Source organism: Rhizobium sp. PAMB 3182 (assembly GCF_052908355.1).
Genome location: NZ_CM128607.1, coordinates 1,960,003 through 1,986,047, shown reverse-complemented (window position 1 = coordinate 1,986,047; position 26,045 = coordinate 1,960,003). Strand labels below are relative to the sequence as shown.

Below are 26,045 nucleotides of genomic sequence, written 5' to 3'. Positions count from 1 at the left end.
TTCGGCAAGGAGTTTTCGGCATGGTCGCGACGGTGGATCTCAACTCGGACATGGGCGAAAGCTTCGGCGCCTACCAGATGGGTGACGACAAGGCGATGCTCGACATCGTCACCACGGCAAACGTCGCTTGCGGCTTCCATGCCGGTGATCCGGCCGTGATGCGCGACACGATCCTCGCCGCCAAGGCGCGTGGTGTCGCCATCGGCGCGCATCCCTCCTTCATGGACCTCTACGGCTTCGGCCGGCGGCGGATCGTCGGCGACAGCCCCGCCGATCTCGAAGCACAGCTCATCTACCAGATCGCCGCGATCCAGGGCATGGCCCGCGCGCTCGGCTGGCCGATCACCCATGTGAAGACCCATGGCGCGCTCAACAATATGGCGGCGGAGGATCCGGATCTCGCGGCCATTTGCGTGCGTGCCGTCAAGGCGGTCGACCCGGCGCTCGTCTTCGTCTGCCTGCCCTATTCGGAGATGACGGCAGCGGCGGAAAAGGCCGGCCTGCCGGTGGTCTGCGAGGTCTTCGCCGACCGGACCTATACGCCCGAGGGACGCCTGAGCTCCCGCAAGATGGAAGGCTCGGTGATCCACGACCCCAATCAAAGCGCCGATCACGTGCTCTCCATGGTGCGCGATGGCCAGATCGTGACGACGGCGGGCACGAAGCTGCCGGTCGAGGCAGCGACGGTCTGCGTGCATGGCGACACGCCGGGTGCGGTCGCGATGGCGCGGGCACTCCGCGAGGCACTGACGGCCGAAGGCATTACCATCCGGCCCTTCGCCATGCCGGTCGGGCAAATCTGACATATTGCGCCGCCGGCACCAAGCCTCTTGACGCCGGCGGCATTTCGCTCCTACCCTTGGCGCATTCACCAGGGGGGTCCCGCAAGGGGCTGAGATTCTGCTGGGCTTTCTTGAAAGCAGCGCAGTGACCCGTTGAACCTGATCCAGTTCATACTGGCGTAGGGACGGTGCTAGCGCTGCAGATGCGACGAAACCCGAAATCCGGGACGTCGCTGGCGTCTTACCATCATTCCGGCTTCGAACTGGGTCTCCAACTTGAAACATTGGAGCCTCAAATGAACATTGCCGCCAAGAATATCACCCCCGACATCACCAAGGGACCGCTGCCCGCGTCCACCAAGGTCTACAAGCCGGGCGAAATCCATCCGCATATCCGTGTGCCGATGCGTGAGATCGCCGTCCATCCGACCGCCGGCGAACCGCCGGTCACGGTCTATGATTCCTCAGGTCCCTATACGGACCCGGCGCAAGTGATCGATATCGAAAAGGGCCTGCCGCGCCTGCGCGCCGACTGGGTAACCGCCCGCGGCGACACGGAGGAATACGAAGGCCGTATTGTCAAGCCGGAGGATAACGGCTTTGCCACCGGCGAACGCCTGACGCCGGAGTTTCCCAACCTGCAGACGCCGCGCCGGGCAAAGGACGGCAGGGCCGTCACCCAGATCGCCTATGCCCGCGCCGGCATCGTCACGCCGGAAATGGAGTTCATCGCCATCCGCGAAAACCTTGGCCGCAAGGCGCTGAAGGAACAGCTCGCCCGCGATGGCGAGAGCTTCGGCGCGGCGATCCCGGATTTCGTCACGGCGGAATTCGTCCGCGAGGAAGTCGCCCGTGGCCGCGCCGTCATTCCGTCCAACATCAACCATCCGGAAGCCGAGCCGATGATCATCGGCCGGAACTTCCTGGTGAAGATCAATGCCAATATCGGCAATTCTGCCGTCACCTCGTCCATGGCCGAAGAGGTCGAGAAGATGGTCTGGGCGACCCGCTGGGGCGCCGACACGGTCATGGATCTGTCGACCGGGCGCAACATCCACAACATCCGCGAATGGATCATCCGCAACTCGCCGGTTCCGATCGGAACGGTGCCGCTCTACCAGGCGCTGGAAAAGGTCGGCGGCATTGCCGAGGATCTGACCTGGGAGGTTTTCCGCGACACGCTGATCGAGCAGGCGGAGCAGGGTGTCGACTATTTCACCATCCATGCCGGCGTCCGGCTGTCCTATATCCCGCTCACCGTCAACCGCGTCACCGGCATCGTGTCGCGCGGCGGCTCGATCATGGCCAAGTGGTGTCTGCATCATCACAGGGAAAGCTTCCTCTACGAGCATTTCGAGGAAATCTGCGACATCTGCCGCGCCTATGACGTGTCGTTCTCGCTCGGCGACGGCCTGCGTCCCGGCTCGATTGCGGACGCCAACGATGCCGCGCAGTTTGCCGAACTGGAGACGCTCGGCGAACTGACGCAGATCGCCTGGGCGAAGGATTGCCAGGTCATGATCGAAGGCCCCGGCCATGTGCCGATGCACAAGATCAAGGAGAACATGGACAAGCAGCTCGCCGTCTGCGGCGAGGCGCCGTTCTATACGCTGGGGCCGCTGACGACCGACATCGCGCCCGGCTACGATCACATCACCTCGGGCATCGGCGCGGCTATGATCGGCTGGTTCGGAACGGCGATGCTCTGCTACGTCACGCCGAAGGAGCATCTGGGCCTGCCCGACCGAAACGATGTGAAGACGGGCGTCATCACCTACAAGATCGCCGCCCACGCCGCCGATCTCGCCAAGGGCCATCCGGCCGCCAGGATCCGCGACGATGCGCTGTCGCGCGCCCGCTTCGAATTCCGCTGGGAGGACCAGTTCAACCTCTCGCTGGATCCGGAGACGGCCCGCTCCATGCATGACGAAACGCTGCCGAAGGAGGCCCACAAGGTCGCCCATTTCTGCTCCATGTGCGGGCCGAAATTCTGCTCCATGCGCATCTCCCACGACATCCGTGCCGAAGCGCAGAAGGAGGGCATGGAGGCCATGGCGGCAAAATACCGCGAGGGCGGCGACCTCTACATGCCGGTCGATGAGGTGGTGAAATGATGACCCCGCGAGGATACCCCCTCTGGCCTGCCGGCCATCTCCCCCACAAGGGGGGAGAAAACTTCCGGCAACGCCTGGCCAGTTTGCTATCGCGAGGCGCCGGCGGTAAAGCCCCTCCCCCTCGTGGGGAGGGGTTGGGGAGGGGAAAGACGGAGCTGCGACTATGCGTATCCTGATCAAAGGGGCCGGCGTTGCCGGCCTCACGGCGGCGCATGCGCTCGTGCGGCGCGGCCATGACGTGACGATCGCCGAGAAGCAAGCGGCCATCGGCCTTGGTGCCTCGCATTTCGCCGGCGGCATGCTCGCGCCCTGGTGCGAGGGCGAAAGCGCCGACCGGCAGGTGGTCGAGGCCGGAACCATGTCGCTCGAATGGTGGGGCCAAGCGGTCCCGGACGTGGTGGGCCGCAATGGAACGCTGGTTGTCGCGCAACCCCGCGACAATGCGGAACTCGATCGCTTTGCCAGCCGGACCAGCCATTTCGAACCGGTCGGAGAAGAGGAGATCGCCCGGCTGGAACCGGCGCTGGCCGGACGGTTCCGCCGTGGCCTCTTCTTCCCCGGCGAGGCGCATGTCGACCCCCGCGCTGCTTTGGCCGGGCTCTATCAGCGCCTTCGTGCATCCGGCGCAATCTTCCGTTTCGAAAGCCCCAGTTATCCGGACAGCGGCTTCGACCGGGTGATCGACTGCACCGGGGCCGCCCGGATCGGGGCGACCAGCCGGCTTCGCGGCGTGCGCGGCGAAATGCTGTATCTGAGGACCGAGGAGGTCAGCCTGTCGCGTCCGGTGCGGCTGCTGCATCCGCGCATACCGCTCTATGTCGCACCACAGCCCGGCCATCGCTTCATGGTCGGCGCGACGATGATCGAAAGCGATCGCGAGGGGCCGGTCACGGCCCGCTCGGTGATGGAACTGCTGAATGCGGCCTATGCGCTTCACCCGGCCTTCGGCGAGGCCGATCTCATCGAGACGGGCAGCGGCGTGCGCCCGGCTTACGACGACAACATTCCCCGCATCAGTGGAGCGGGCCGGCATTTTTCCATAAACGGCATGTACCGGCACGGCTTCCTGATGGCGCCGTATCTGGCGGAGACATTGGCAGCGGGGATCGAAAGCAGCCAACCGGCAATGGAGGTTTCGGCATGAAACTGTTGATCAACGGCGAAGAGCAGGACATCGCGGCGGAAACGCTGGCGGCCCTTCTGTCAGCATTGGATTACGAAGGCGACTGGCTGGCGACGGCTGTCAATGGCGAGCTTGTGCCGCGCAGCGAACGCGGAGAGCGCGTGCTTGCCGATGGCGACCGGATCGAGGTCCTGTCCCCCATGCAGGGAGGTTGAGCATGCTGACGCTCTATCAAACGCGGGTCTCCTCGCGCCTGCTTCTCGGCACGGCCCGTTATCCGTCCCCGGCCATCATGGCCGAGGCGGTGAAGGCTTCCCGCACGGAAATCGTCACCGTCTCGCTACGCCGGGAAACGGCGGGCGGCGCGCGCGGCGGACAATTCTTCGACATCATTCGCGACCTCGGCGTGAAGGTGCTGCCGAATACGGCCGGATGCCACACGGTCAAGGAAGCGGTGCTGACGGCGAAGATGGCCCGCGACCTCTTTGCCACCGACTGGATCAAGCTGGAGGTGATCGGCAACCACGACACGCTGCAGCCGGACGTCTTCGGTCTCGTCGAGGCCGCACGCATCCTGTCGGGCGAGGGGTTCCAGGTGTTCCCCTACACGACCGACGACCTCGTCGTTGCAGAGCGGCTGCTCGATGCCGGCTGCCGCGTGCTGATGCCCTGGGCTTCGCCGATCGGTTCCGCGCAGGGGCCCGTCAATCCCGCCGCCCTGAAATCGCTCCGCGCCTGGTTCCCGGATGTGCCGCTGATTGTCGATGCCGGCATTGGCCGGCCGTCGCACGCCGCCGCGGTCATGGAACTCGGCTATGACGCGGTGTTGCTGAACACGGCGGTTGCCGGCGCGGCCGATCCGGTCGCCATGGCGAAGGCCTTTGCCGACGCGATCGACGCCGGCGCCATGGCCCATGCCGCCGGTCTTTTGGAACCACGCGCCATGGCGGTGCCCTCGACGCCGGTGATCGGCAGGGCGGTGTTCTCTTGAGGCTCGATCCCTTCTACCTCATCGTCGACAACGCCGACTGGATCGAACGCCTCGTGCCACTTGGCGTCAAGCTCGTGCAGTTGCGCATCAAGGACAAGGCGGAGGACGAAATCCGCGCCCATATCCGCCGCGCGAAGGCGGTCTGCGATGCCAATGGCTGCCAGCTGATCGTCAACGACTACTGGAAGCTTGCGATCGAGGAAGGCTGCGACTTCGTTCATCTGGGCCAGGAAGACCTGGCGGAAGCGGACCTCGATGCGATCCGCCGCGCGGGATTGAAGCTTGGCGTCAGCACCCATGACGGCGAGGAACTGGACACGGCTCTCTCGGCCAAGCCGGACTATGTTGCTCTGGGCCCCGTCTACCCGACCATCCTGAAGAAGATGAAATGGGCGCCGCAAGGGCTGGAGCGAATCCGCACCTGGAAGGACGCGGTGGCGCCTCTGCCGCTGGTTGCCATCGGCGGCCTCAATCCGGAGCGGCTGGACGGCGTCTTCCGGAACGGCGCCGACAGCGCCGCAGTGGTCACCGACATCACGCTGAATGCCGATCCGGAAGCCCGCACGCGCGAATGGATCGAACGGACGGCGCCATGGCGGTAGACACCGCGCCGCGGCTGCTCGCCATCGCCGGCTCCGATTCCTCCGGTGGCGCGGGCGTCGTTAGCGACGTGGAGACGGCGTCCGTTTTCGGCATACGCTGTTCGGTGGCCATCACAGCCGTCACCGCGCAGACGCATGATGAGGTGCGCGCCGTCGAGCCCATGCCGGCCGCCCTCGTCGAAAGCCAGATTCGCGCTGCCTTTGAGGCTGGCAGTATCGGCGCCGTCAAGATCGGCATGCTGGCGACGGCTGAAATCGTCGATACGGTCGCAAGTTCCTTAGCCGGAGTCGGAAATATCCCGATTGTGCTGGATCCAGTTCTCGTTTCGAGCTCGGGAAAGCCTCTGTTGGAGCCCGATGCGACGCGGCTGCTGGTCGACCGGCTTCTGCCTTTGACCGCGCTGGTGACGCCGAACCTGCCGGAACTGGACGCGCTGGCCGACGTGCTCGGTCCGCGTCTTCAGCAAGATGAGACCGATATGGCGCGAGCGCTGTTGGTCAAGGGCGCGGCGGCGGTCCTGGTCAAGGGCGGGCACTCCGACGGGCCGGATGCCGTCGATACGCTGATACGCCCGGACGGCGCGCCAAAGATCTATGTCTCACCGCGCTATCCTGCGACAATACGCGGGACGGGCTGCATGCTGGCCACCGCCATTGCTGCCGGTCTCGTGCGGGGGCAGACGCTGGAAACGGCCGTTCAGCAGGCGAAAGCGTTCCTGACGGATGCGTTTCGAGCTCAAGCCGACGGCGGGTGAGACCGGCGACGGGCCTCCTCGCTCAACCGAGTTCCAGCGTCGAAATGCCGAAGATGCCGTTCATGTCGATGTTCGGGGCCGGACCACGGTACATCCGCGCGGTGGTGAAGCCTGCGGAAAAGCCGATGTCCATCAGGTGGCGCGAGAATTCGGTCTGTGGCGCCGGAACGTCGATATGGATCGTGTCCCCGCCACAATCGCAGGCGAGATCCTGCAGCAGCGCTTTGGCCGCCGCGTGATTGCAGGCGAAAAGCGGCCCGAGCTTGAAGCCGTCCAGGCATTTTCGCAAAACTCCGTAGCCGGCTAAGTTTTTGTCCCGGAAAATCGCGCGCGTCCAGTGCGGCTCGGTGAGCCAGAGGCTGAGGAAGCTTGTGCGAGGGCCGGGGAAATAGGCCCGGTCGAAAGCAATGATGTTCTCAAGGTCGTCCTGCTCCGAAACGAGCCGCGTCTGCTCGCTCGGAGATGCGGGAGCGATCCTTCCGCTCCAGCGGACGGTTTCGTACACCGGCGCAAAGCCCATCGAGGCATAATTCGCCTGCTGCTCCGGAACGCCATCGAGGCCGACCGTGCGACCGGCAAGTGTTGCCATTCCCGCATCCCAGACGCGCCGGCCATAACCCTTGCCCCTGTGTTCCGGCTTGCAGATGTAGAGGCCGATAAAGCCGAAATCCGGTCCGTAGCGCACGGCCGAGATGCCGGCGGCCATGGCGCCGTCGACGAAGCAGCCGATGAATCCCTCGGGATCCGCTGCGGCGAAGGCTCTCGCGTCGTTGAGGCCGGGGTTCCAGCCTTCTTCGCCCGCCCATGACACCAGTTCGGCGACTTCTTCCGGCGTGAGCGGCCTGACGATCGGCGAGGACATCGGCGCCTAGCCCGCCTTGCGGTCGGCGAAAAGCCGCGCCGCAACGGCCATCAGCGACCGATCGGACCCGCGCGGCCCGATCAGCGAAAGGCCGTAAGGCGCGCCTTCGATCCAGCCGGCCGGAAAGGTGACCTGTGGCAGTCCGGCCATTCCGGCAACGCAGAGGAGCTGCATCGCATCGTGGCGATAGCTGTCGAACACGCTGGCGGGCGCATCCAGCCGGAAGGGAGCGTCATGGACTGCTGGCGCAAGAAGAACGCCGTCGCTGCCGAGCAGCGCGTCGATCGCCGTGCGGAACTCCTCACGAAGCGCGATGGCCTCGTTCTCCTGTTCTTCGGTCACGGCCTGGGCGAACGCGACCCGGTCGTCGAGGCCGCGCGCCAGCGGCATGCCGCTTTCGAGGATGAAATCGAGTTGCGACCGCTTGATGTCGCAGGTCTGGACGACGCGGAAAGCCCGGTAGAGCGCCTCCGCTCCACCTTGGGGGTATACGGTGATCATCGCAGCGGGCAGGGCGGAGAAGAAGGTGTCGTAGAGCGTACGGCTCGCCGCCGGCAAGGGTTCGATCATGTCGATCGGCTGCAGGAAGCGCGGCGTTTCGGGCAGGGCGACCGCATCCGCCTCTAGCAGGACTGTGCCGACCTTCATCAGCGTTTCGCCATCACGGGCGAAGAAGCCGCAGGTATCGAGGCTGGCGGCGAGTTCCATGCAGCCGGCAAGCGGGATGCGGCCATGCGTCGGCCGCAATCCCCAGATGCCGCAAAAGCTTGCCGGCGCGCGGATCGAGCCGCCGGTGTCCGTTCCGAGAGCGACATCGACGAGGCCGCCGGCAACCGCCGAGGCTGAACCGGACGATGACCCGCCCGGAATGCGGTCGGGTGCGGCGGGATTGACCGGCGTGCCGAAATGCGGGTTCATGCCGTAGAGCGACCAGGCAAGTTCGTCGGTATGCGTCTTGCCGACGAAGCGTGCGCCCGCATCAAGCAGAGCCTGCACGGCGGGCGCGTTGTTGTCCTTGATGTCGCTTGCCGCCAGCTTCAGCGGCGAGCCGCAACCGGTTCTGTATCCCTCGACGTCGAAGAGGTCCTTGACGGCAAGGGTGAGGCCGGCGAGCGGTCCGTCGGCGGCGTTGGCGACCGGAACGGCGGGATAGGGCAGGAAGGCGTGGAGTGGGTCGTGATCAATCAGCATGGCATAGTTGTGGCCCAAAATCAGCCGTCTGCCAACTGCCCGATGCTCCAATGAAATGCCTCGTCCAGGGCCGCGAATTTTTCCGCCTGCCAGCCAAGGTAGTCGTCGATGAAGCTTCGGGAGAGCCAAAGCGTCTTTTTCCGGCTTTCGTCGCCCCAGGTCAGGTGACCGGCGTCCTCGGCCCGCTTGAACATGCGCTTCACGTTCGAAACGGACACCATGTATGTGCGCGCAATGTGTGCGATGGAGATCTGCGCGACGCGGACCCTGTCCTGCTCGTGACGGAAATCGGTGATATGTGACATGAGTTCATGCAATACCATGCCGCCGAGGTCTGAATGCAGGAAGGCGCCTATGCTGTCGGCCGGGTGCCGCCAGACCGGGTTGTTGACCAGCCTCTCCGCGGAACGCGGCTGTGAAAGTCGGAATATCCGGGGCTCGTTCGTGCAGGTCGCAAATCGGTCGCCGCCGTCGAGACGGTCCAGGCCCTTCATGTGGCCGTTGAACCAGCTTTCCATCGCGTCGTAGCTGACATCGGTGATTGTCAGGATCTGAAAGCGCCGGTCGCGATCGTTCGGTATCTTTTCCAGAAACTTGTAGGTCAGCATTTCCTTGATGAACGACTCCGCCGTGTTGCGGCTGACGGCTCCGATCGATGTGGCGATATCGATGAAACGGGAAATCGTCAGGCCGGAAAGCGGATCGGCCTCGTTGCGCTCCAGGCAGAGCGTGAACAGGGATTGCGTCATGAGCCATTTGCGATGCGATGCCTTCAGTCTGGCAAGCTTCGGCGTCTCGCGATGAATGGCGATCAGGTGGCGTGCCAGGTCCTGGTCGACTGCCGGGAACGACGGATGGGCGGCAAGCTCGACGGCCGAAAACGGGCTTCCATGACGACTTCCGGCGGGCTGAGCGGCGATGGAGGGTGAACTGATCATTATCCTGCACGAAGATCTGAATGTCTAACGAACGAATCGCGTAAAGCGAGCATGGGTCTCCGGCCTCCTTTTGAGCCCGATATCGAGAAAAAGGCCTTTCCGCGAACGTGGGGCCAATTGCTCGATGCCAGTTTCTGAGAAGCCGGGTTTGCATTCGAAAATTAGAAATTTCCGATATATGACAACCATATACCAAAAATCATAACGTAACGGAAGGTGGGTCATTAGGCCCAAAAATGGTAACTAAAGCGTGTAAATTAAGTGTGGCGTGAATGTGGTGAAATCGTGTATTAAAGATATAACGGGTTAGAAATTGTTCAGGGGCATTGAATTGGTCGATAAAGCGGAGCGGCTTCAGAATTTGTGCTCGGCATTATTGGGCAATGCCATGGCCATTATTCCGCACGTGGCCAGCAATCAATCGGTTCTCGTCTGGCAAGTGATTGAAGATGTTACTCAATCCTTGCAATATGCATCTTTTGCCGCGTTGCAGAACAATTTGCGTGGCCTCTGCGAAGACATCAAGGTCGAGATCAGCCACCTTCCGTTACGTAAGCTGTCTGTCCGCAATGGATGGATGGAGTGCTTGGACGTTGTCGCCGACACGTTTGAGGCAAAGCATTTCGGTTCGCGCGCCGAGCCACATTTCCAGCGTCACTTCTCCGCGACGAACCTGGCGATCCTTGAGGCGATCTCGCTTCGGTTGCAAAGCGAAGGGATTGTCGAAAGCGACGAGAGTGAGATCGATGAGGCCGTGGAAGCTGTACAGGCCGCCGCAGATGCTGTCATGGGTGCGGGCGTTCTCGAAATCGAGGCTATGGCGCGCATCGACCATTACCTGAAACGGATGATGGCAATCCGCGAAGACTATCATTACTTCGGCGAACAGAATTTCTGGACATTCTTCAACGCGATGTTCTCCACATTCGTGCAGGTCCGCGATGCCATCCAGGCGTCGCCGGATCACGAGATCATCCAGAAGAAGGTTCTGCGCGTCTATTCGATCCTGATCGGCCGCGTCGGGGGCAGTGGCGAATGCGTGCCGCAGCATCAGCAGCGCGTGCCTGCGCCTGCGCCCGCGCCGAAACCCGCCGTTGCGCCTTTGCAAACCCGCGCCGCGCCGATGGCACCGGCCGCTCGGCCGCGACCCACACCGCAGCATCAGGAGGCGCCTCTCCGCAGGCCGGTGCAGCAGGGCACGCCCTTGCAGCAGCAGAAATCGGCAGAAGCCGTGTTTGCGGTGGATTCGCCCGCGACGGAAGGCTGGTTCATGAGAGCCAGCAACAGCAATGTGCCGGAAGAGCGCGAGCGCCCGCCGTCACAGAAATCGCGCTGGGAACAGTCGATCGCAGCCTCTGAAAAGAAGCGCCAGAACCTCACTCCGAGGGAACGGCTCACCAAGCATATCCAGCGCGTTCGCAAGCTGCGCGAAGAGTAAGTCCCGCAAGTTTGTGACACGGAGACCGGGACATTCTGCCGGTCCACCGTTCTCTTACCAAAAACCAACATCGTGCAAGCCGACCGCCAGAGGTGTCGGGCTCTGTCGGTCCACGGTGTCAGCCGACCACGCTCGGCGTGTAGCCCGCGTCGCGAATGATGGATTCTGCCCGCGCCTTGTCGCCGCCAACACGGACCTCGGCCTTGCCGAGGTCGATTGCCACCGGCGCCTCGGGCATCTGTTCCGCGAGCGCCGACTTTATCGTTCCAACGCAGTGATTGCAGGTCATGTCCGGGACATGAAAGACTGTCGTGGCTGCGGAAGTCTGCGTGCTGTCGCCATTCATGATGGTATCCTTTCTCGATCCGTTCGGCATCACTGACAATGCCGCTTTGATGAACTTAGGGCTTCCCACCGTGGGAAGGTCAAGTGTGCCTTCAATTTTCCCTTTCCGAAAATCATCCGGCCATCGCTATTGACCTTCCCATTGTGGGAAGGATTATTTTGAGTGCCAATGGGAATTTTCAATGAAAGGAAGGGGACCATGTCTTCTTCGGAAACACTGACGCTGAAGGTTGAGGGCATGTCTTGCGCATCCTGCGTCAAGCGGGTCGAAAAGGCGCTTTCGGCGGTGCCTGGCGTCAAGTCCGCCGCTGTCAACCTCGCCTCGGAAACGGCGCAGGTTCAGTATGACGGCCCTGCCGGCAGTGCGCCGCTCGTCGCGGCGCTGGAGAAGGCGGGCTATCCCGCAGTCGAAGACACCGTGACCCTGGAAATCGAATCCATGACCTGCGCCTCCTGCGTCAAGCGGGTGGAAAAGGCGCTCTCCGCCGTTCCCGGAGTGCTGGATGCGTCTGTGAACCTGGCGTCGGAAACGGCGACGGTTCGCTTCGTCGATGGTGCCGTCTCGATGCGACAGCTGACGGAGGCATCGGCAAAGGCCGGATATCCCGCGAAGATAAAGTCAAGTGCCACCGCGGACGAGGGCAGGGACCGGAAGGCGAGTGAGGCGGCGGAACTGAGGAAGAAGGCGATCATCGCCGGCCTTCTCACCCTGCCGGTCTTCGTCATGGAGATGGGCGGCCATCTCGTCCCCGCCTTTCACAACTGGCTGCACGCGACGATCGGCATGCAGACGAGCTGGATGATCCAGTTTGTCCTGACCACGATCGTTCTTGCCTGGCCCGGTCGCCGCTTCTTCACGATCGGATTTCCGGCCCTGTTCAAGGCCGCGCCCGACATGAACTCGCTGGTTGCGCTCGGCGCCTCGGCCGCCTGGGGCTTTTCCGTCATCGCGACCTTCTTCCCGGGCCTTCTGCCGCCGGGCACTCGCAACGTCTATTACGAGGCAGGCGCGATGATCGTGGTCCTGATCCTCGTCGGCCGTTACCTCGAGGCGCGCGCCAAGGGACAGACCGGCGAAGCCATCCGCAAGCTCATCGGCCTTCAGGCAAAGACGGCGCAGGTCGAGCGTGACGGAGCCTTCGTCGAGGTCTCGATCGATGACATCGTCCCCGGTGACCTCATCCGCGTGCTGCCGGGGCAGAAGATCGCCGTTGATGGCGAAGTCGTCCATGGAAGTTCCTTCGTCGATGAAAGCATGATCAGCGGCGAGCCGGCGCCGGTCGAAAAGCGCGAGGGTGCTGCGGTCACCGGCGGCACGGTCAACGGCACGGGTTCGCTGACCTTCAAGGCCACCAAGGTTGGGGCCGACACCATGCTGTCGCAGATCATCCGAATGGTCGAACAGGCCCAGGGCGCGAAGCTGCCGATCCAGGGCATGGTCGACCGGATCACCTCCTGGTTCGTTCCGGCGGTCATCGCCGTAGCGGTCGCCACCATTGTCGTCTGGCTGATCTTCGGTCCCGATCTCACCTATGCCCTGGTCGCCGGAGTCGCCGTCCTGATCATCGCGTGCCCGTGCGCCATGGGACTGGCCACCCCCACATCGATCATGGTCGGCAGTGGCCGCGCGGCCGAACTCGGTGTGCTCTTCCGCAAGGGTGATGCGCTGCAGTCGCTGCATGAAAGCCAGATCGTCGCCTTCGACAAGACCGGAACGCTGACCGTCGGTCGGCCGGAACTTACTGATATCGTCGTGGCCGATGGGCTGGAGGAAGCGGAAGTCCTCAGCCTCGTCGCATCCCTGGAAAGCCTGTCAGAACATCCGATTGCAGCAGCCATCACCCGCGCAGCGGATGCGAAGGGACTTGCACGCTCGGAAGTGCAAAACTTTGCCTCCGTCACCGGCATGGGGCTGAAGGGCAACATTGATGGCCGCGAGGTCCTGGTCGGCGCGGACAGGCTGTTTGAAGCGGAAGGCATCGATCTTGGCCCGCTCACAGAGACCGGCGCGAAGTTCGGGGCTGCCGGACGCACACCGCTCTACGCCGCAGTCGATGGTCGCGCGGCCGCCGCCATCGGTGTCGCCGACCCGATCAAGCCGTCGGCGCGCGCCACGGTGTCCGCCCTGCACCGGCTCGGGCTGAAGATCGCGATGATCACCGGCGACAACCGGCGCACGGCGGAGGCGATCGCCGCCGAACTGGGGATCGATGACATCGTCGCCGAAGTCCTGCCGGACGGCAAGGTACAGGCCCTGAAGCGGCTGCAGGCGGCGCACGGCAAGCTTGCCTTTGTCGGCGACGGGATCAACGACGCGCCGGCTCTGGCCAGCGCCGATGTCGGCCTCGCCATCGGCACGGGAACGGACGTGGCGATCGAAAGCGCCGATGTGGTTCTGATGTCGGGTGAGCTCGGCGGTGTCGTCAACGCCTTCGACATCAGCCGGCGGACGATGCGCAATATCAAGGAGAACCTGTTCTGGGCCTTCGGATACAACGTGCTTCTCATCCCGGTGGCCGCCGGCGTTCTCTATCCGGCCTACGGCATCCTGCTCTCGCCGGTCATTGCCGCAGGCGCCATGGCTCTGTCGTCCGTTTTCGTGTTGACCAATGCCCTGCGGCTGCGCTTCGTCCGGCCGGTCCTTGCCGAAACACGTCCGGCGGTGGTGAAAGCTTGACCTGATCGGTCGGATATGATTGCTGGCGCGCAACAGGAAACCGCTTTCCGCCGGCAGCTCCCGCGTCACACAAATGTCGCTGGAACTGGATAGACGACAGCGCCGCCGGGTGCGCGCGCTGGACCCGGCCCGAACGCGCGACATTTGGAGCAGGGCATGAAAATTACGGTTGCCGGTCTCGGCTATGTGGGCATTTCCAACGCCATCACGCTGGCGCAGCACAACGAGGTCGTGGGCGTCGATATTTCCGAAAGCCGCGTCGACATGATCAACCGCCGCGTATCACCGCTGGTGGACAAGGAGATCGAGGAATATCTGGCGACGAAGGAGCTCAATCTCCGCGCGACGACAGACATCAACGATGCCTATGCCGGTGCCGATTTCGTCATCATCGGCACGCCGACCAACTACGATCCGGTGACCAACCATTTCGATACCCGCGCCGTCGAGGCCGCGATCCGCGACGCGATCTCGGTCAATCCGGCGGCGACGATTGTCATCAAGTCGACCATCCCCGTCGGCTACACGGATTCGGTCCGCCGATTGTTCAAGTCGGACAACATCATCTTCTCTCCGGAGTTCCTGCGCGAAGGCCGCGCCCTTTACGACAACCTCTACCCGTCCCGCATCGTCGTCGGCGAGCAGTCCGCACGCGCGAAGGTCTTTGCCGACCTTCTGTGCCAGGGCGCCATCAAGCAGGACATCCCGGTTCTCTTCACCGGATCCAGCGAGGCCGAGGCGGTCAAGCTGTTCGCCAACACTTACCTTGCCATGCGTGTCGCCTATTTCAACGAGCTCGACACCTATGCCGCGACGCACGGCCTCAATGCCTCCGAAGTCATCAACGGCGTCAGCCTCGACCCGCGTATCGGCACGCACTACAACAATCCCTCCTTCGGCTATGGCGGATACTGCCTTCCGAAGGACACCAAGCAGCTGCTCGCCAACTACAGCGAAGTGCCGCAGAACCTGATCCGGGCGATCGTCGAGGCTAACTCGACCCGCAAGGATTTCGTCGCCGAGAGCGTCATCCGCATGAACCCGCGCGTCGTCGGCATCTACCGCCTGACGATGAAGGCAGAGTCGGACAATTTCCGCGATTCCTCCATTCAGGGCGTAATGAAGCGCATCAAGGCCAAGGGCATCAATGTCGTGCTCTACGAGCCGGCCATGAAGGAGGAGGAGTTCTTCCATTCCCGCGTCGTGCGCGATCTGGAAGAGTTCAAGTCGATGTCGGACGTCGTCCTGGCCAACCGCTTCCATCCGGAACTCGATGACGTCAAGGACAAGGTCTATACCCGCGACATCTTCGGCGGCGACCTCTGAAGCGCAAAGAAAAGCCGCCGCCCGCCGTTGTGGACGGGAGCGGCGACTTTGCCCGGGCGTCAGTTATGGGCCGATGACGCCCTTTTTCAGGATGATATTGCCGTAAAGCCGCTGTTCGCCGGTCTGGACGATCGCGAAGGCGGTGCTCGCGCGCTCGTAGAAGGCGAAGCGCTCCAGCGAGCCGATCTTCGCGGGATTGTCCGCCGTCGAATCGATCAGCGACTGGAACTCCGCCACGACCTCCGGCACGGCGTCAGGATCGCCGACCACCTGCATGGTCAGTGCCGGATCGGGCACGAATGTGTCGAGCGGCATCACCGTCAGGATCGCCTTCAGCGTATTGGTCGCCGAAATGCCGTCAAGGCGCAAGCAGTCGGGGCCAATGCTGGAGCCCGGAAAATTGGCGTCGGCAATGACGATTTCGTCGCCATGGCCCATGGCCCGCAGCGTGTAGAGCAGCTCCGGCGACAGGATTTGCGGAATGTTACGCAGCATGTGAAGTCTCCGTCGGTAGCGGCGCATCGGCGCGAACCAGGCCTTGCGATTTCAGGTCGGACCAGAACGCGTCCGGAATGCGGGTTTCCATCAGCTTGGCGTTTGCCTTGACCTCGTCGGCGTTGACGGCGCCCGGGATCACGGTCTTGACGCAGGGATGGCCGAAGACGAACTGCAGGGCGGCCGCGATCAGCCTCGTGTCGTGCGCCCTGCAAACCTCCTCAATCCGACGGACCCGCTCCAGGATGGGCTCCGGCGCCGGCGCATAATTATATTTGGCGCCCTCGATCGCACCCGTCGCCAGGATCCCTGAATTGTAGGGGCCGCCGAGAATGATGCCGACATCGCGGCGTTCACAGAGTGGCAGGAAGCTGTCGAGCGCTTCCTGTTCCAGAAGCGTGTAGCGGCCGGCGAGCAGGAAACAGTCGAAATCCCCGAGCCCGAGCAGGCGTTCGCAAACCTGCCATTCGTTGACGCCGGCGCCGATTGCGGCGATTTCGCCTGCGTCGCGCAGTTCGACCAGCGCCTTGTAGCCGCCGCCGTCGAAGAGTTCGCGGACCTTTGCGTCGCTCTTCTCCTGCGACCCTTGAGAGAACACGTCGACGTCATGGACGAGCAGGATGTCGGCATTGCGGATGTCCATCCGCCCGCGGCTCGCCTCGTAGCTGCGCATCACGCCGTCATAGGTGTAGTCGAAGACGATGCGCTTCTGCGGCACGTCGACGAAGGCTTCCGGCGTGACTTCGTCCGGCTCGCAGTCGAGAAGCAGCCGGCCGATCTTCGTAGACAGCTGGATGTTGTCGCGGCCGAAAACCTTCATCGCCTTTCCGAAGCGTTCCTCCGAGCGCCCGAGCCCGTATTGCGGCGCAGTGTCGAAATAGCGCACGCCGACGTCATAGGCAGCCAGAAGGGCGGACTGGGCGTCCTCGTCGCTGACCTTGCGGTAGAGATTGCCAAGCGGCGCGCCGCCAAAGCCCATGCGGGTCAATGGCACGGGCGTCTTGGTTCTCCCGTTGAGGAGACGGATGTCGGATGGTTTCATGATGTCCTCCCGTGGGGCATTCTGGTTGTTGCTGCCGCCCTATTTCGGGCGGAAGAATTCGGGGTGTTGCTTTTCCAGCGGGTCGAAACGGCTGACCAGCTGGCTGAGATGGAAGCGGAGTGAAGCCTGCGCCTTTTCGGCGTCGCCTTCGCGGATCGCCTCCAGCACCTCCCGGTGCTCGGCGATCACTTCGGCCGATCGGCCCGGCGAGGGAAGAAGCAGGATGCGTGGACGCTTCAGCTTCAGCGAGATGGTCGCGACGGCGGCGGCAAGGCCGGGAAAGCCGGTAAACTCCATCATCAGCGCGTGAAACGCCTCGTCCTCCTTGTAGAAGCCCGCCTGATCGTTGTCTTCGGCGAGAAGCTCCATCAGGCGCAGGTTGCGGGTCAGCTGCGCCAGCTGTTCGGGTGTTCTATCGGTCGCGATCTTGGCCACGGCGGCAAGCTCCAGCGCCTCGCGCATGAAGGCGGCCTCGCGGATTTCGTCGATGGAGAAGCGCGACACGCGCGTGCCCGACTGCGGAATGACGTCGACGAGCCCTTCCGAGGAGAGGCGGGCGATCGCTTCCGACACGGGCGAGCGCGAGACGCCGAGTTCCTCGCAGATCACGCTCTTGCGCAGCACCGCGCCCGGCGGAACCGCCAGCGACAGGATCGCATCGCGAAGCGACTGATAGACCCGCTGCGCCAGCGAACCGGGCAGGTCTGAAATGGCCGTCAATGATGCGGCATCCAGCGTTTCCGTCATGTCTCGAATTGTCCTCCTGCTGACTAACATGTTAGTTGACAGCTCTTCCAAGTCAAGCTACCTCTTGTTCAATCCCGAACTTGAATACGGGACGAGCATGGGAGGAAGTTTCCGGATGAACGCTGCCGCGAAGATCATTCGCCTGCAGGCTGACGACAACGTTGTGATCGCGCTTGACGATCTGGCGGCCGGCAGTGTGGTCGAGGGCGTGACGCTCTCCCAGGCCGTTCCGCGCGGACACAAGATCGCGACGACCGCGATTGCGGCCGGCGAAAACGTGCTGCGCTACGGTCAGATCATCGGTCAGGCCAAGCAGGACATCGCCGCTGGCGAACATGTTCATGTGCACAATCTCGGCATGGGTGAACACACCCAGGATTACGCTTTCGCAAGCCGGAATACCCCGCTGCCGGAAATCACCGAAAAGCGCACCTTCATGGGTTACCACCGCGCAGACGGAAAGGTCGGCACCCGCAATTACATCGGCATCCTGACGTCGGTGAACTGTTCCGGCTCGGTCGCCCGGTTCATCGCCGAGGCGGCCGAGAAATCCGGAATGCTCGATGCCTTCCCGAATGTCGACGGCATCGTGCCGATCGTCCACGGCACCGGCTGCGGCATGTCCGGCAAGGACGAGGGCTACGCGACCCTGTTCCGCACGCTGTCCGGCTATGCGCAGAACCCGAATTTCGGCGGCATCCTGCTCGTCGGCCTTGGCTGCGAGGTCATGCAGATCCCCGATCTCGTCGGCGGTCGCCGCATCCGCAAGGACGGCATGCTGCGCTACATGACGATCCAGCACGAAGGCGGCACCCGCAAGACGATCGAGAAGGGGCTGGAAGAACTGCGCGGCGTGGCCGAATTCGCCAATCGCGCCGTCCGCAGCCCGGCGCCGGTTTCCGAAATCGTCATCGGCATGCAGTGCGGCGGCTCTGATGGCTATTCCGGCATCACTGCCAACCCGGCCCTGGGTTACGCCTCAGACCTTTTGGTGCGCCACGGCGGCACCACCATCCTTTCCGAAACCTCCGAGATCTACGGTGCCGAGCACCTGCTGACGAGCCGCGCCGAAACGGTCGAGGTCGGCGAGAAGCTGATCGAGCGCATCCGCTGGTGGGAGGACTACACCGCCCGCAACGGTGGCGAGATGGACAACAATCCGTCGCCCGGCAACAAGCGCGGCGGCCTGACCACCATTCTGGAAAAGTCGCTGGGCGCGGTCGCCAAGGGCGGCACGGCGCCGCTCCGCGGTGTCTACAAGTTCGGCGAGAAGATCGACCAGAAGGGCTTCGTCTTCATGGACAGCCCCGGCTTCGACCCCTGTTCGGTCACCGGCCAGGTCGCGTCCGGCGCCAACCTGATCGTGTTTACGACCGGCCGCGGCTCGGTCTCCGGCTACAAGCCGACGCCCTGCATCAAGCTCGCCACCAATTCGGAAATGTACGAGCGGATGAAGGACGACATGGACTTGAATTGCGGCGACATCGTCACGAATGGCGTCAGCATCGAGGAGAAGGGTCGCGAACTCTTCGAACTGATTATCCGGGTCGCCTCAGGCGAAGAAACGAAAAGCGAGGAACTGGGCTTTGGCGGGGCGGAATTCGTGCCCTGGCAAATCGGCGCGGTCATGTAGGCGCCGGGCTCGGGGAGGAGTGGCATGAGACTGAAAGACAAGACCATCCTGATCACGGCTGCCGGCCAGGGCATCGGCAAGGCGTCCGCGCTGGCCTGCGCGGCCGAAGGCGCGAAGGTGATCGCGACCGACATCAATGCGGAGACGCTGGCCGCACTGGCCAAGGAAAATCCCGCCATCGAAACGCGTCTTCTGGACGTGACCAAGCCGGCCGACATAAAGGCGCTTGCCGCCGAGTTGCCGCCGCTGGACGGTCTCTTCAATTGCGCCGGCTTCGTCCATCACGGCTCCATTCTGGACGTGAGCGACGAGGACTGGGCCTTTTCCATGGACCTGAACGTCACCGCCATGATGCGCATGTGCCGCGCGCTTCTGCCGGGCATGATCGAGCAGGCCCAGGTGACCGGCGCCGTCTCGATCCTCAACATGGCGTCCATGGCGTCTTCGATCAAAGGCTTCCCGCTGCGGGCCGTCTACGGAGCGAGCAAGGCCGCCGTCATCGGCCTGACGAAGGCGATCGCTGCTGATTTCGTCAAGCAGGGCGTGCGCTGCAATGCGCTCTGCCCGGGAACCGTCGACACACCGTCGCTGCGCGGCCGCATCGCGTCCGCCGCCGATCCGGTGCAGGCGGAAAAGGACTTCATCGCCCGCCAGCCAATGGGCCGGCTGGCGACCGTCAACGACATCGCGCCGATGGTCGTCTATCTTCTCTCCGACGAAAGTCGCTTCGTCAGTGGTCAGGCATTGCTGGTTGATGGTGGTGTGACGATCTGACGAAGAACATTCAAGGCATGGGAGGGCCGAGAATGGAAAACATGGTGGAAATGCGGGGGATCGAGAAGCGGTTTCCCGGCGTCCATGCCCTGAAGAGCGTGAACTTCGACCTGAAGCCCGGCGAAGTGCATGCATTGATGGGAGAAAACGGCGCCGGCAAGTCGACGCTGATGAAGATCTTGTCCGGCATCTACCAGCCCGACGAAGGCGAGATTTTCGTTGGCGGCTCTCCCGTCACGCTCGACGGCCCGCGTGCGGCACAGGCGGCCGGCATCGGCATCATCCACCAGGAACTCAGCCTGATGAATGACCTGACGGCCGCTCAGAACATCTTCATCGGCCGCGAACCGCGCCTGTCCTTCGGCCGTCTCGACGAGAAGACGCTGAACCGCCAGGCCGCCGACATCTTTTCCGCCATGCACCTGAAGCTCAGTCCCGAAGTCGTTGTCGGCGGGCTTACCATCGCCAAGCAGCAGATGGTCGAAATCGCCAAGGCGCTTTCCTATCGCTCGCGCATCCTGATCATGGACGAACCGACCGCCGCGCTGAATGATGCCGAAATCGCCGAGCTCTTCGCGATGATCCGCAAGCTGAAGTCCGAAGGCGTCGGCGTCGTCTACATCAGCCACAAGATGGATGAACTCAAGCGCATCGCCGACCGCGTTACCGTCATGCGCGACGGCGAATGGGTCGGAACCGTCGAGGCGGCGGATACGCCGATCAACCGGATCATCGCCATGATGGTCGGCCGCGAGGTCAAGGACGAGGCGCTCACCGTTCCCGATACGTCGGCCAACGAGGTGGCGCTCGAAGTGCGCGGGCTCAATCGCGGCCGCGAAATTCGCGACGTGTCATTTTCGGTCCGCAAGGGCGAGATCCTCGGCTTTGCGGGATTGATGGGCGCTGGCCGCACCGAAGTCGCGCGTGCGATCTTCGGCGCCGATCCTCTCGAATCCGGCGAAGTCCATGTGCACGGCAAGCCCTGCAAGATCAGGACACCGCATGACGCGGTGAAGGCCGGCATCGGCTATCTTTCCGAAGACCGCAAGCATTTCGGCCTCGCCGTCGGCATGGATGTGCGTGCCAACATCACGCTCGCCTCGCTCAAGCAGTATACCAGCGGGCTTGGACGCCTCGACGAAAAGGCAATGCAGGAGACCGCCGTCGGCTACATCCGCCAGCTCGGCATCCGCACCCCGTCCGATCGTCAGGAGGTCCGGCTGTTGTCTGGTGGCAACCAGCAGAAGGTGGTTATTGCCAAATGGCTGCTGCGTGACTGCGACATCCTCATCTTCGACGAGCCGACCCGTGGCATCGACGTTGGCGCCAAGTCGGAAATCTACGATCTCTTGATGGAGCTTGCCGCAAGCGGCAAGGCGATCATCGTCATCAGCTCGGAGCTGCCGGAAGTCCTGCGCCTGTCGCACCGCATTGCCGTGATGTGCGAAGGGCGCTTGACCGGCATCCTGCCGGGCGGCTCGGCAACGAAACAGGAAGACATCATGCACCTGGCGACGCTGCGCGAGTCGATGGCGGCCGGTGATCAGAACGAAGCAAGCGCCAGGAGGGCAGGATGACCAATCAGGAAGCAACGGCACCGCAGACGCCGGCTCAGGCCGCCCCGAAAGCACCTGGCCGCTTTTCCTCCGCACAGCAGAAGATCTGGGCCTTCGCCTCGCTGATCGTGCTTGTCGCCGGGTTCTCGATCGCCTCGCCGAACTTCATGCAGACGTCGAACATTCTGGCGATCCTGCAGGCAACCAGTGTCAACGGCATCCTGGCGGTGGCCGCGACGCTTGTCATCATCACCGGCGGCATCGACCTGTCGGTCGGCACGCTGATGACCTTTACCGCCGTCATCGCCGGTGTCGTGCTGACCTATGCGGGCATGCCGCTGCCGCTCGGCATCATTGCCGCGATCGGCACCGGCGCCTGCGTCGGCCTCGTCTCCGGCACGGTGATCGCCAAGATGAAGGTGCCGCCCTTCATCGCCACGCTCGGCATGATGCTGATATTGAAAGGCTTGTCGCTGGTCATTTCCGGCACCAAGCCGATCTACTTCAACGATACGCCGGGATTCTCGCTGATCTCGACGGGATCGATCGTCGGCGATATCTTCCCCGGCGTTCCGGTCCCCAACGGCGTCATCATCCTGTTCATCGTCGCGGGGCTGGCGTCCTACATTCTCGGACGCACGGTCCTTGGCCGCTACTGCTTCGCGCTCGGCTCGAACGAGGAGGCCGCGCGCCTCTCGGGCGTCAATGTCGATGGCTGGAAGATGGCGATCTACGCGCTTGCCGGCGGCATTTGCGGCATTGCCGGCCTTGTCATCGCCTCGCGCCTCAATTCCGCCCAGCCGGCGCTCGGACAGGGCTACGAACTTGACGCGATCGCCGCCGTGGTGATCGGCGGAACGTCGCTCTCCGGCGGCCGCGGTACTATCCTCGGCACGGTGATCGGCGCGCTGATCATGTCCGTATTGCTGAATGGCCTGCGCATCCTGTCCATGCCGCAGGAATGGCAGACGGTCGTCACCGGCTCGATCATCATTGCGGCCGTCTATGCCGACATGGTCCGTCGCAAGCGCGTCTGACCGGACAAGAGTTTGCTTCCGTCTTCTGAGGAGGTCGGCGGAGGCAAGAAGGGGTGAAGAGCCCCTGGAATGGAATACGAAGACTGAGTGAACGTTAACTTGAGGAGGAACACATGTTCACAAGACGCACTATCCTGGGGCTCGTCAGCGCGACGGCCATGCTTGCAGCCGCCGGCGGCGCAAGCGCCGAAGAGAAGATGTACATCCCGCTGATTTCGAAAGGCTTCCAGCACCAGTTCTGGCAGGCCGTGAAATCCGGTGCCGACAAGGCCGCCGCCGATCTCGGCGTCGAAGTCACCTTCGAAGGTCCCGATACCGAAGCGCAGGTCGACAAGCAGATCGACATGCTGAGCGCCGCACTTGCAAAGCATCCGCGCGCCATCGGCTTTGCCGCCCTTGACAGCCAGGCGGCGATCCCGCTCCTGAAGAAGGCGCAGTCGGAAAACATCCCGGTCATCGCCTTCGACTCCGGCGTCGATAGCGACATTCCGGTCACCACCTGCTCGACTGACAACGTCGCCGCAGCGGCGATGGCCGCCGACAAGATGGCCGAGATGATCGGTGATTCCGGCAAGGTCGCTCTCGTGGTGCATGACCAGACCTCGCGCACCGGCATCGACCGACGCGACGGTTTCGTCAACCAGATGAAGGAAAAGCACCCGAACGTCGAAATCGTCGACATCCAGTACGGTGCCGGCGACCAGCTTCAGTCGACCGAAATCACCAAGTCGATCATTGCCGCCAACCCCGACATCAAGGGCATCTTCGGCGCCAATGAAGGCTCGGCGCTCGGCGTCGTCAACGGCGTCAAGGAAACCGGCAATGTCGGCAAGATCATCGTTATCGGCTACGATTCCGGCAAGGGTCAGAAGCAGGCGATCATGGACGGCGTGATGGCCGGCGCGATCACCCAGAACCCGGTCGGCATCGGCTATGAGACCGTCAAGGCTGCCGTCGCCGCCGTCAAGGGCGAGCCGGTCGAGAAGCACATCGACACCGGCTTCTACTGGTACGACAAGTCCAACATGGAAGATCCCAAGATCGCCGCCGTTCTCTACGATTGATCCATACGGCGGACCAAGGTCCATGAGGGGAGGCCCGGCGGTATTCGCCGGGCCTTTCGCATTTCTGTTGCTCCGCTTTCATTTTTCCCTAGGATGAACGCAAAAAGCGCAAGTTCATGAGGGGGGACCATGCATTTCACCAGCCGCCAGACGGAGATCGTCGAGCTTGCCAAGGGCCAAGGCCGTGTCCTGGTCGACGAGCTCGCCGCCCGCTTTTCCGTGACGCCCCAGACCATCCGCAAGGACCTGAACGATCTCTGCGACGCCGGTGCCCTGACGCGCATCCATGGCGGCGCGCTGTTTCCGACCGGAAACGAAAACGTCAAATACGAAGCGCGCCGGTCGATGGCGGCTGCGGAAAAGCAGGCGATCGGGCAGGCCGCTGCCGCGATCATCCCGGACAATTCCTCCCTGTTCATCAACATCGGGACAACCACCGAAGCGGTCGGCGAAGCGCTCAGCGACCACAAGGAACTGATGGTCATCACCAATAACATCAATGTCGCCAATCGCTTGCGGGTCTTCCCGTCGATCGAGGTGGTCATTTCCGGCGGTGTGGTCCGCGGCTCGGACGGCGGCATCGTCGGCGAGGCGGCGGTCGACTTCATTCGCCAGTTCAAGGTCGACTTCGCCGTCATCGGCGTATCGGCGATCGACGAGGACGGCGCGCTTCTCGATTTCGACTACCGCGAAGTGAAAGTCGCGCAGGCGATCATCGCCAATGCGCGCCACGTCATTCTCGTCTCCGATGCCAGCAAGTTCGAGCGCACGGCGCCGGTGCGCATCGGGCATATTTCCCAGGTCCACACCTTCATCACCGACCATTGTCCGTCGGCGGCAATCCGGGACGTCTGCAGCGAAAGCGATGTCCGGCTGATCGAAACTTCGGTCGCTACAGAACGAAATTCGGGACGGCAATAATTTCATAAATCTTCGTTTGACATTCGTTTTGTTTTCGAATTAGATATTCATGCTTTCGCAAATGCGAAAAATTGTGCATTGCGAAAACAAGGTGGGGAGCAATGGCAGCGGAATCGATATTCGATCTATTCGTCATAGGTGGCGGCATAAATGGCTGCGGCATCGCCCGCGATGCTGTCGGACGTGGATATGCGGTCGCGCTTGCCGAAATGAACGATTTCGCCTCCGGCACCTCGTCCGGCGCCACCAAGCTCATCCATGGCGGCCTGCGCTATCTCGAATACTATGAATTCCGCCTGGTGCGCGAAGCCCTGATGGAGCGCGAAGTTCTCTGGGCAATGGCGCCGCACATCATCTGGCCGATGCGCTTCGTGCTGCCGTTCCACAAGGGCGGCATTCGTCCCGCCTGGCTCATCCGCCTCGGCCTTTTCCTCTACGATCACCTGGGCGGCCGCAAGCTCCTGCCGGCGACGAAGACGCTCAACATGCGCCAGGACCCGGCCGGCAAGCCGCTGAAGCCGCTGTTCGACAAGGCGTTCGAATATTCCGACGGCTGGGTGGACGACGCCCGCATGGTCGTCCTCAACGCCCGCGACGCCATGGAGCGCGGCGCGACCATCCTCAGCCGCACCAAGGTGACCTCGGCTCGCCGCGACGGCGCGGTCTGGAAGGTGACCGTCCGCGATAGCCTGACCGGTGAAATGACCGACTATCGTGCCCGCATGCTGGTGAATGCCGCCGGTCCCTGGGTCGACAATGTCTTGAGCGGCACCTTCGGCAACAACAATGTCCACAATGTCCGCCTGGTGCAGGGCAGCCACATCGTCGTGAAGAAGAAGTTCGACGATCCGCGCGCCTATTTCTTCCAGAACCCGGACAACCGCATCATCTTCGCCATCCCCTACGAACAGGAATTCACCCTGATCGGCACCACGGACCGCGACTACCAGGGCGACCCGAAGGACGTGAAGATCAGCGGCGAGGAGATTTCCTATCTCTGCAGCGCCGCAAGCGAGTATTTCAAGGAACCGGTGACACCGGACGACGTCGTCTGGACCTATTCCGCCGTCCGCCCGCTCTATGACGACGGTGCCAGCAAGGCGCAGGAAGCGACCCGCGACTACGTGCTGCGCCTGGAGGGGGAAGAGGGCGAGGCACCGCTTCTGAACGTCTTCGGCGGCAAGCTGACCACCTATCGCCGTCTTGCAGAGTCGGCACTCGAAAAGATCGGCTCGGCGATTGGCGAGAAGGGCACGTCCTGGACGGCCGGCGCCACGCTTCCGGGTGGGGATTTCCCACCGACCGGGTACGAGGCCGAGGTTTCGCGGCTGAAGGCGGATTATCCGTTCCTGTCCGCCCGCCACGCCCGGCGTCTGGTCCGGCTTTACGGAACGCGCGCCTGGAAGCTGCTCGGCGATGCGAAGGAGGCGGCCGCACTCGGCCATCTCTTCGGTGCCGACCTTTACGAGGCCGAGGTCAGATATCTCGTGAATGAGGAGTGGGCCCGCTCTGCCGAGGATATCCTCTGGCGGCGGACCAAGATGGGGCTGCGACTGTCTGCCGACGAGCGGATGGCGCTGGAGAGATACATGACGGCGACTGAGGCGGCATAGAGGAGAGAACGCAAACTCT

At 63.0% G+C, this 26,045-nt stretch carries 24 protein-coding genes and 1 riboswitch; of the genes, 17 read left to right on the top strand and 7 right to left on the bottom strand.

Going from position 1 to position 26,045, the window contains the following annotated elements:
- The first annotated feature begins 20 nt into the window (after positions 1-20).
- From ACU5AZ_RS09885 to thiD, 7 genes are all read left to right on the top strand, one after another.
- The gene (locus ACU5AZ_RS09885) at positions 21-803 is read left to right on the top strand and encodes a LamB/YcsF family protein (protein ID WP_446825819.1); all 783 of its coding nucleotides are present in this window, start codon (positions 21-23) and stop codon (positions 801-803) included.
- A gap of 60 nt (positions 804-863) precedes the next feature.
- Positions 864-986, top strand: a riboswitch (TPP riboswitch).
- Positions 987-1,078: 92 nt separating this feature from the next.
- Positions 1,079-2,896, top strand: a complete 1,818-nt coding sequence (thiC, locus tag ACU5AZ_RS09880) for a phosphomethylpyrimidine synthase ThiC (RefSeq protein WP_446825818.1) — start codon at positions 1,079-1,081, stop codon at positions 2,894-2,896.
- Between the two features lie 163 nt (positions 2,897-3,059).
- On the top strand, positions 3,060-4,040 hold the full coding sequence (gene thiO / locus ACU5AZ_RS09875) for a glycine oxidase ThiO (protein WP_446825817.1): 981 nt from the start codon (positions 3,060-3,062) through the stop codon (positions 4,038-4,040).
- The gene (gene thiS, locus ACU5AZ_RS09870; protein WP_446825816.1) at positions 4,037-4,234 is read left to right on the top strand and encodes a sulfur carrier protein ThiS; all 198 of its coding nucleotides are present in this window, start codon (positions 4,037-4,039) and stop codon (positions 4,232-4,234) included. Before thiO ends, thiS begins: the two co-directional genes overlap by 4 nt.
- Positions 4,235-4,236: 2 nt before the next feature.
- Entirely contained in the window at positions 4,237-5,010 is a 774-nt protein-coding gene (locus tag ACU5AZ_RS09865) for a thiazole synthase (protein WP_446825815.1), read from the top strand.
- Positions 5,007-5,612 carry a thiamine phosphate synthase gene (locus tag ACU5AZ_RS09860; protein ID WP_446825814.1) on the top strand — a complete coding sequence of 202 codons (606 nt, stop codon included), beginning with the start codon at positions 5,007-5,009 and terminating at the stop codon, positions 5,610-5,612. The genes ACU5AZ_RS09865 and ACU5AZ_RS09860 overlap by 4 nt, the downstream gene beginning before the upstream one ends.
- Positions 5,603-6,367, top strand: a complete 765-nt coding sequence (gene thiD, locus ACU5AZ_RS09855; protein ID WP_446825813.1) for a bifunctional hydroxymethylpyrimidine kinase/phosphomethylpyrimidine kinase — start codon at positions 5,603-5,605, stop codon at positions 6,365-6,367. Before ACU5AZ_RS09860 ends, thiD begins: the two co-directional genes overlap by 10 nt.
- Positions 6,368-6,389: 22 nt before the next feature.
- On the opposite strand, the gene ACU5AZ_RS09850 is transcribed toward thiD, so the two are convergent.
- The 3 genes from ACU5AZ_RS09850 to ACU5AZ_RS09840 are packed head-to-tail and all read right to left on the bottom strand — an operon-like array spanning position 6,390 to position 9,358.
- Entirely contained in the window at positions 6,390-7,229 is an 840-nt protein-coding gene (locus ACU5AZ_RS09850) for a GNAT family N-acetyltransferase (RefSeq protein ID WP_446825812.1), read from the bottom strand.
- 6 nt (positions 7,230-7,235) lie between these two features.
- On the bottom strand, positions 7,236-8,420 hold the full coding sequence (locus ACU5AZ_RS09845) for an amidase (protein WP_446825811.1): 1,185 nt from the start codon (positions 8,418-8,420) through the stop codon (positions 7,236-7,238).
- 20 nt (positions 8,421-8,440) lie between these two features.
- Positions 8,441-9,358: a hypothetical protein gene (locus tag ACU5AZ_RS09840; RefSeq protein ID WP_446825810.1), complete on the bottom strand. Its 918-nt coding sequence runs from the start codon at positions 9,356-9,358 to the stop codon at positions 8,441-8,443.
- Between the two features lie 331 nt (positions 9,359-9,689).
- Between ACU5AZ_RS09840 and ACU5AZ_RS09835 the strand changes: the two genes are divergently transcribed.
- On the top strand, positions 9,690-10,796 hold the full coding sequence (locus ACU5AZ_RS09835; protein ID WP_446825809.1) for a hypothetical protein: 1,107 nt from the start codon (positions 9,690-9,692) through the stop codon (positions 10,794-10,796).
- Between the two features lie 118 nt (positions 10,797-10,914).
- Here the strand turns inward: ACU5AZ_RS09835 and ACU5AZ_RS09830 are convergent, their stop codons facing one another.
- Positions 10,915-11,142, bottom strand: a complete 228-nt coding sequence (locus tag ACU5AZ_RS09830) for a heavy-metal-associated domain-containing protein (protein ID WP_446825808.1) — start codon at positions 11,140-11,142, stop codon at positions 10,915-10,917.
- Positions 11,143-11,340: 198 nt separating this feature from the next.
- Between ACU5AZ_RS09830 and ACU5AZ_RS09825 the strand changes: the two genes are divergently transcribed.
- Both ACU5AZ_RS09825 and ACU5AZ_RS09820 read left to right on the top strand, forming a co-directional pair.
- Positions 11,341-13,818 carry a heavy metal translocating P-type ATPase gene (locus ACU5AZ_RS09825; RefSeq protein WP_446825807.1) on the top strand — a complete coding sequence of 826 codons (2,478 nt, stop codon included), beginning with the start codon at positions 11,341-11,343 and terminating at the stop codon, positions 13,816-13,818.
- A gap of 156 nt (positions 13,819-13,974) precedes the next feature.
- Positions 13,975-15,144, top strand: a complete 1,170-nt coding sequence (locus tag ACU5AZ_RS09820; protein ID WP_446825806.1) for a nucleotide sugar dehydrogenase — start codon at positions 13,975-13,977, stop codon at positions 15,142-15,144.
- Between the two features lie 63 nt (positions 15,145-15,207).
- On the opposite strand, the gene ACU5AZ_RS09815 is transcribed toward ACU5AZ_RS09820, so the two are convergent.
- Genes ACU5AZ_RS09815 through ACU5AZ_RS09805 form a run of 3 tightly spaced genes read right to left on the bottom strand, consistent with a single transcriptional unit; the run spans position 15,208 to position 17,428 of the window.
- On the bottom strand, positions 15,208-15,639 hold the full coding sequence (locus ACU5AZ_RS09815) for an RbsD/FucU family protein (RefSeq protein ID WP_446825805.1): 432 nt from the start codon (positions 15,637-15,639) through the stop codon (positions 15,208-15,210).
- On the bottom strand, positions 15,629-16,681 hold the full coding sequence (locus ACU5AZ_RS09810) for an aldo/keto reductase (protein ID WP_446825804.1): 1,053 nt from the start codon (positions 16,679-16,681) through the stop codon (positions 15,629-15,631). The genes ACU5AZ_RS09815 and ACU5AZ_RS09810 overlap by 11 nt, the downstream gene beginning before the upstream one ends.
- A 39-nt stretch (positions 16,682-16,720) precedes the next feature.
- On the bottom strand, positions 16,721-17,428 hold the full coding sequence (locus ACU5AZ_RS09805; protein ID WP_446825803.1) for a GntR family transcriptional regulator: 708 nt from the start codon (positions 17,426-17,428) through the stop codon (positions 16,721-16,723).
- A gap of 115 nt (positions 17,429-17,543) precedes the next feature.
- Between ACU5AZ_RS09805 and ACU5AZ_RS09800 the strand changes: the two genes are divergently transcribed.
- The 7 genes from ACU5AZ_RS09800 to glpD all read left to right on the top strand — a co-directional run bounded on the left by ACU5AZ_RS09800 (position 17,544) and on the right by glpD (position 26,026).
- The gene (locus ACU5AZ_RS09800; RefSeq protein WP_446825802.1) at positions 17,544-19,061 is read left to right on the top strand and encodes a UxaA family hydrolase; all 1,518 of its coding nucleotides are present in this window, start codon (positions 17,544-17,546) and stop codon (positions 19,059-19,061) included.
- A 24-nt stretch (positions 19,062-19,085) separates the two neighbouring features.
- Complete coding sequence (locus ACU5AZ_RS09795) at positions 19,086-19,835, top strand: SDR family oxidoreductase (RefSeq protein ID WP_446825801.1); 750 nt, start codon at positions 19,086-19,088, stop codon at positions 19,833-19,835.
- Between the two features lie 32 nt (positions 19,836-19,867).
- Positions 19,868-21,412 carry a sugar ABC transporter ATP-binding protein gene (locus ACU5AZ_RS09790; protein ID WP_446825800.1) on the top strand — a complete coding sequence of 515 codons (1,545 nt, stop codon included), beginning with the start codon at positions 19,868-19,870 and terminating at the stop codon, positions 21,410-21,412.
- Entirely contained in the window at positions 21,409-22,428 is a 1,020-nt protein-coding gene (locus ACU5AZ_RS09785) for an ABC transporter permease (RefSeq protein WP_446825799.1), read from the top strand. Before ACU5AZ_RS09790 ends, ACU5AZ_RS09785 begins: the two co-directional genes overlap by 4 nt.
- Positions 22,429-22,541: 113 nt before the next feature.
- On the top strand, positions 22,542-23,492 hold the full coding sequence (locus ACU5AZ_RS09780; protein ID WP_446825798.1) for a substrate-binding domain-containing protein: 951 nt from the start codon (positions 22,542-22,544) through the stop codon (positions 23,490-23,492).
- 129 nt (positions 23,493-23,621) lie between these two features.
- Positions 23,622-24,413 carry a DeoR/GlpR family DNA-binding transcription regulator gene (locus ACU5AZ_RS09775; RefSeq protein WP_446825797.1) on the top strand — a complete coding sequence of 264 codons (792 nt, stop codon included), beginning with the start codon at positions 23,622-23,624 and terminating at the stop codon, positions 24,411-24,413.
- A 101-nt stretch (positions 24,414-24,514) separates the two neighbouring features.
- Positions 24,515-26,026 carry a glycerol-3-phosphate dehydrogenase gene (glpD, locus tag ACU5AZ_RS09770; RefSeq protein WP_446825796.1) on the top strand — a complete coding sequence of 504 codons (1,512 nt, stop codon included), beginning with the start codon at positions 24,515-24,517 and terminating at the stop codon, positions 26,024-26,026.
- Positions 26,027-26,045: the final 19 nt, after the last annotated feature.

Coding starts and splice junctions, on each gene's coding strand:
- ACU5AZ_RS09885 (WP_446825819.1), top strand. CDS start 21: ATGGTCGCGACGGTGGATCTCAACTCGGACATGGGCGAAAGCTTCGGC.
- ACU5AZ_RS09830 (WP_446825808.1), bottom strand. CDS start 11,142: ATGAATGGCGACAGCACGCAGACTTCCGCAGCCACGACAGTCTTTCAT.
- ACU5AZ_RS09815 (WP_446825805.1), bottom strand. CDS start 15,639: ATGCTGCGTAACATTCCGCAAATCCTGTCGCCGGAGCTGCTCTACACG.
- thiO (WP_446825817.1), top strand. CDS start 3,060: ATGCGTATCCTGATCAAAGGGGCCGGCGTTGCCGGCCTCACGGCGGCG.
- ACU5AZ_RS09865 (WP_446825815.1), top strand. CDS start 4,237: ATGCTGACGCTCTATCAAACGCGGGTCTCCTCGCGCCTGCTTCTCGGC.
- ACU5AZ_RS09800 (WP_446825802.1), top strand. CDS start 17,544: ATGAACGCTGCCGCGAAGATCATTCGCCTGCAGGCTGACGACAACGTT.
- ACU5AZ_RS09820 (WP_446825806.1), top strand. CDS start 13,975: ATGAAAATTACGGTTGCCGGTCTCGGCTATGTGGGCATTTCCAACGCC.
- ACU5AZ_RS09805 (WP_446825803.1), bottom strand. CDS start 17,428: ATGACGGAAACGCTGGATGCCGCATCATTGACGGCCATTTCAGACCTG.
- ACU5AZ_RS09790 (WP_446825800.1), top strand. CDS start 19,868: ATGGAAAACATGGTGGAAATGCGGGGGATCGAGAAGCGGTTTCCCGGC.
- thiC (WP_446825818.1), top strand. CDS start 1,079: ATGAACATTGCCGCCAAGAATATCACCCCCGACATCACCAAGGGACCG.
- glpD (WP_446825796.1), top strand. CDS start 24,515: ATGGCAGCGGAATCGATATTCGATCTATTCGTCATAGGTGGCGGCATA.
- ACU5AZ_RS09785 (WP_446825799.1), top strand. CDS start 21,409: ATGACCAATCAGGAAGCAACGGCACCGCAGACGCCGGCTCAGGCCGCC.
- thiS (WP_446825816.1), top strand. CDS start 4,037: ATGAAACTGTTGATCAACGGCGAAGAGCAGGACATCGCGGCGGAAACG.
- ACU5AZ_RS09840 (WP_446825810.1), bottom strand. CDS start 9,358: ATGATCAGTTCACCCTCCATCGCCGCTCAGCCCGCCGGAAGTCGTCAT.
- ACU5AZ_RS09780 (WP_446825798.1), top strand. CDS start 22,542: ATGTTCACAAGACGCACTATCCTGGGGCTCGTCAGCGCGACGGCCATG.
- ACU5AZ_RS09845 (WP_446825811.1), bottom strand. CDS start 8,420: ATGCTGATTGATCACGACCCACTCCACGCCTTCCTGCCCTATCCCGCC.
- ACU5AZ_RS09825 (WP_446825807.1), top strand. CDS start 11,341: ATGTCTTCTTCGGAAACACTGACGCTGAAGGTTGAGGGCATGTCTTGC.
- ACU5AZ_RS09850 (WP_446825812.1), bottom strand. CDS start 7,229: ATGTCCTCGCCGATCGTCAGGCCGCTCACGCCGGAAGAAGTCGCCGAA.
- ACU5AZ_RS09810 (WP_446825804.1), bottom strand. CDS start 16,681: ATGAAACCATCCGACATCCGTCTCCTCAACGGGAGAACCAAGACGCCC.
- ACU5AZ_RS09795 (WP_446825801.1), top strand. CDS start 19,086: ATGAGACTGAAAGACAAGACCATCCTGATCACGGCTGCCGGCCAGGGC.
- ACU5AZ_RS09775 (WP_446825797.1), top strand. CDS start 23,622: ATGCATTTCACCAGCCGCCAGACGGAGATCGTCGAGCTTGCCAAGGGC.
- thiD (WP_446825813.1), top strand. CDS start 5,603: ATGGCGGTAGACACCGCGCCGCGGCTGCTCGCCATCGCCGGCTCCGAT.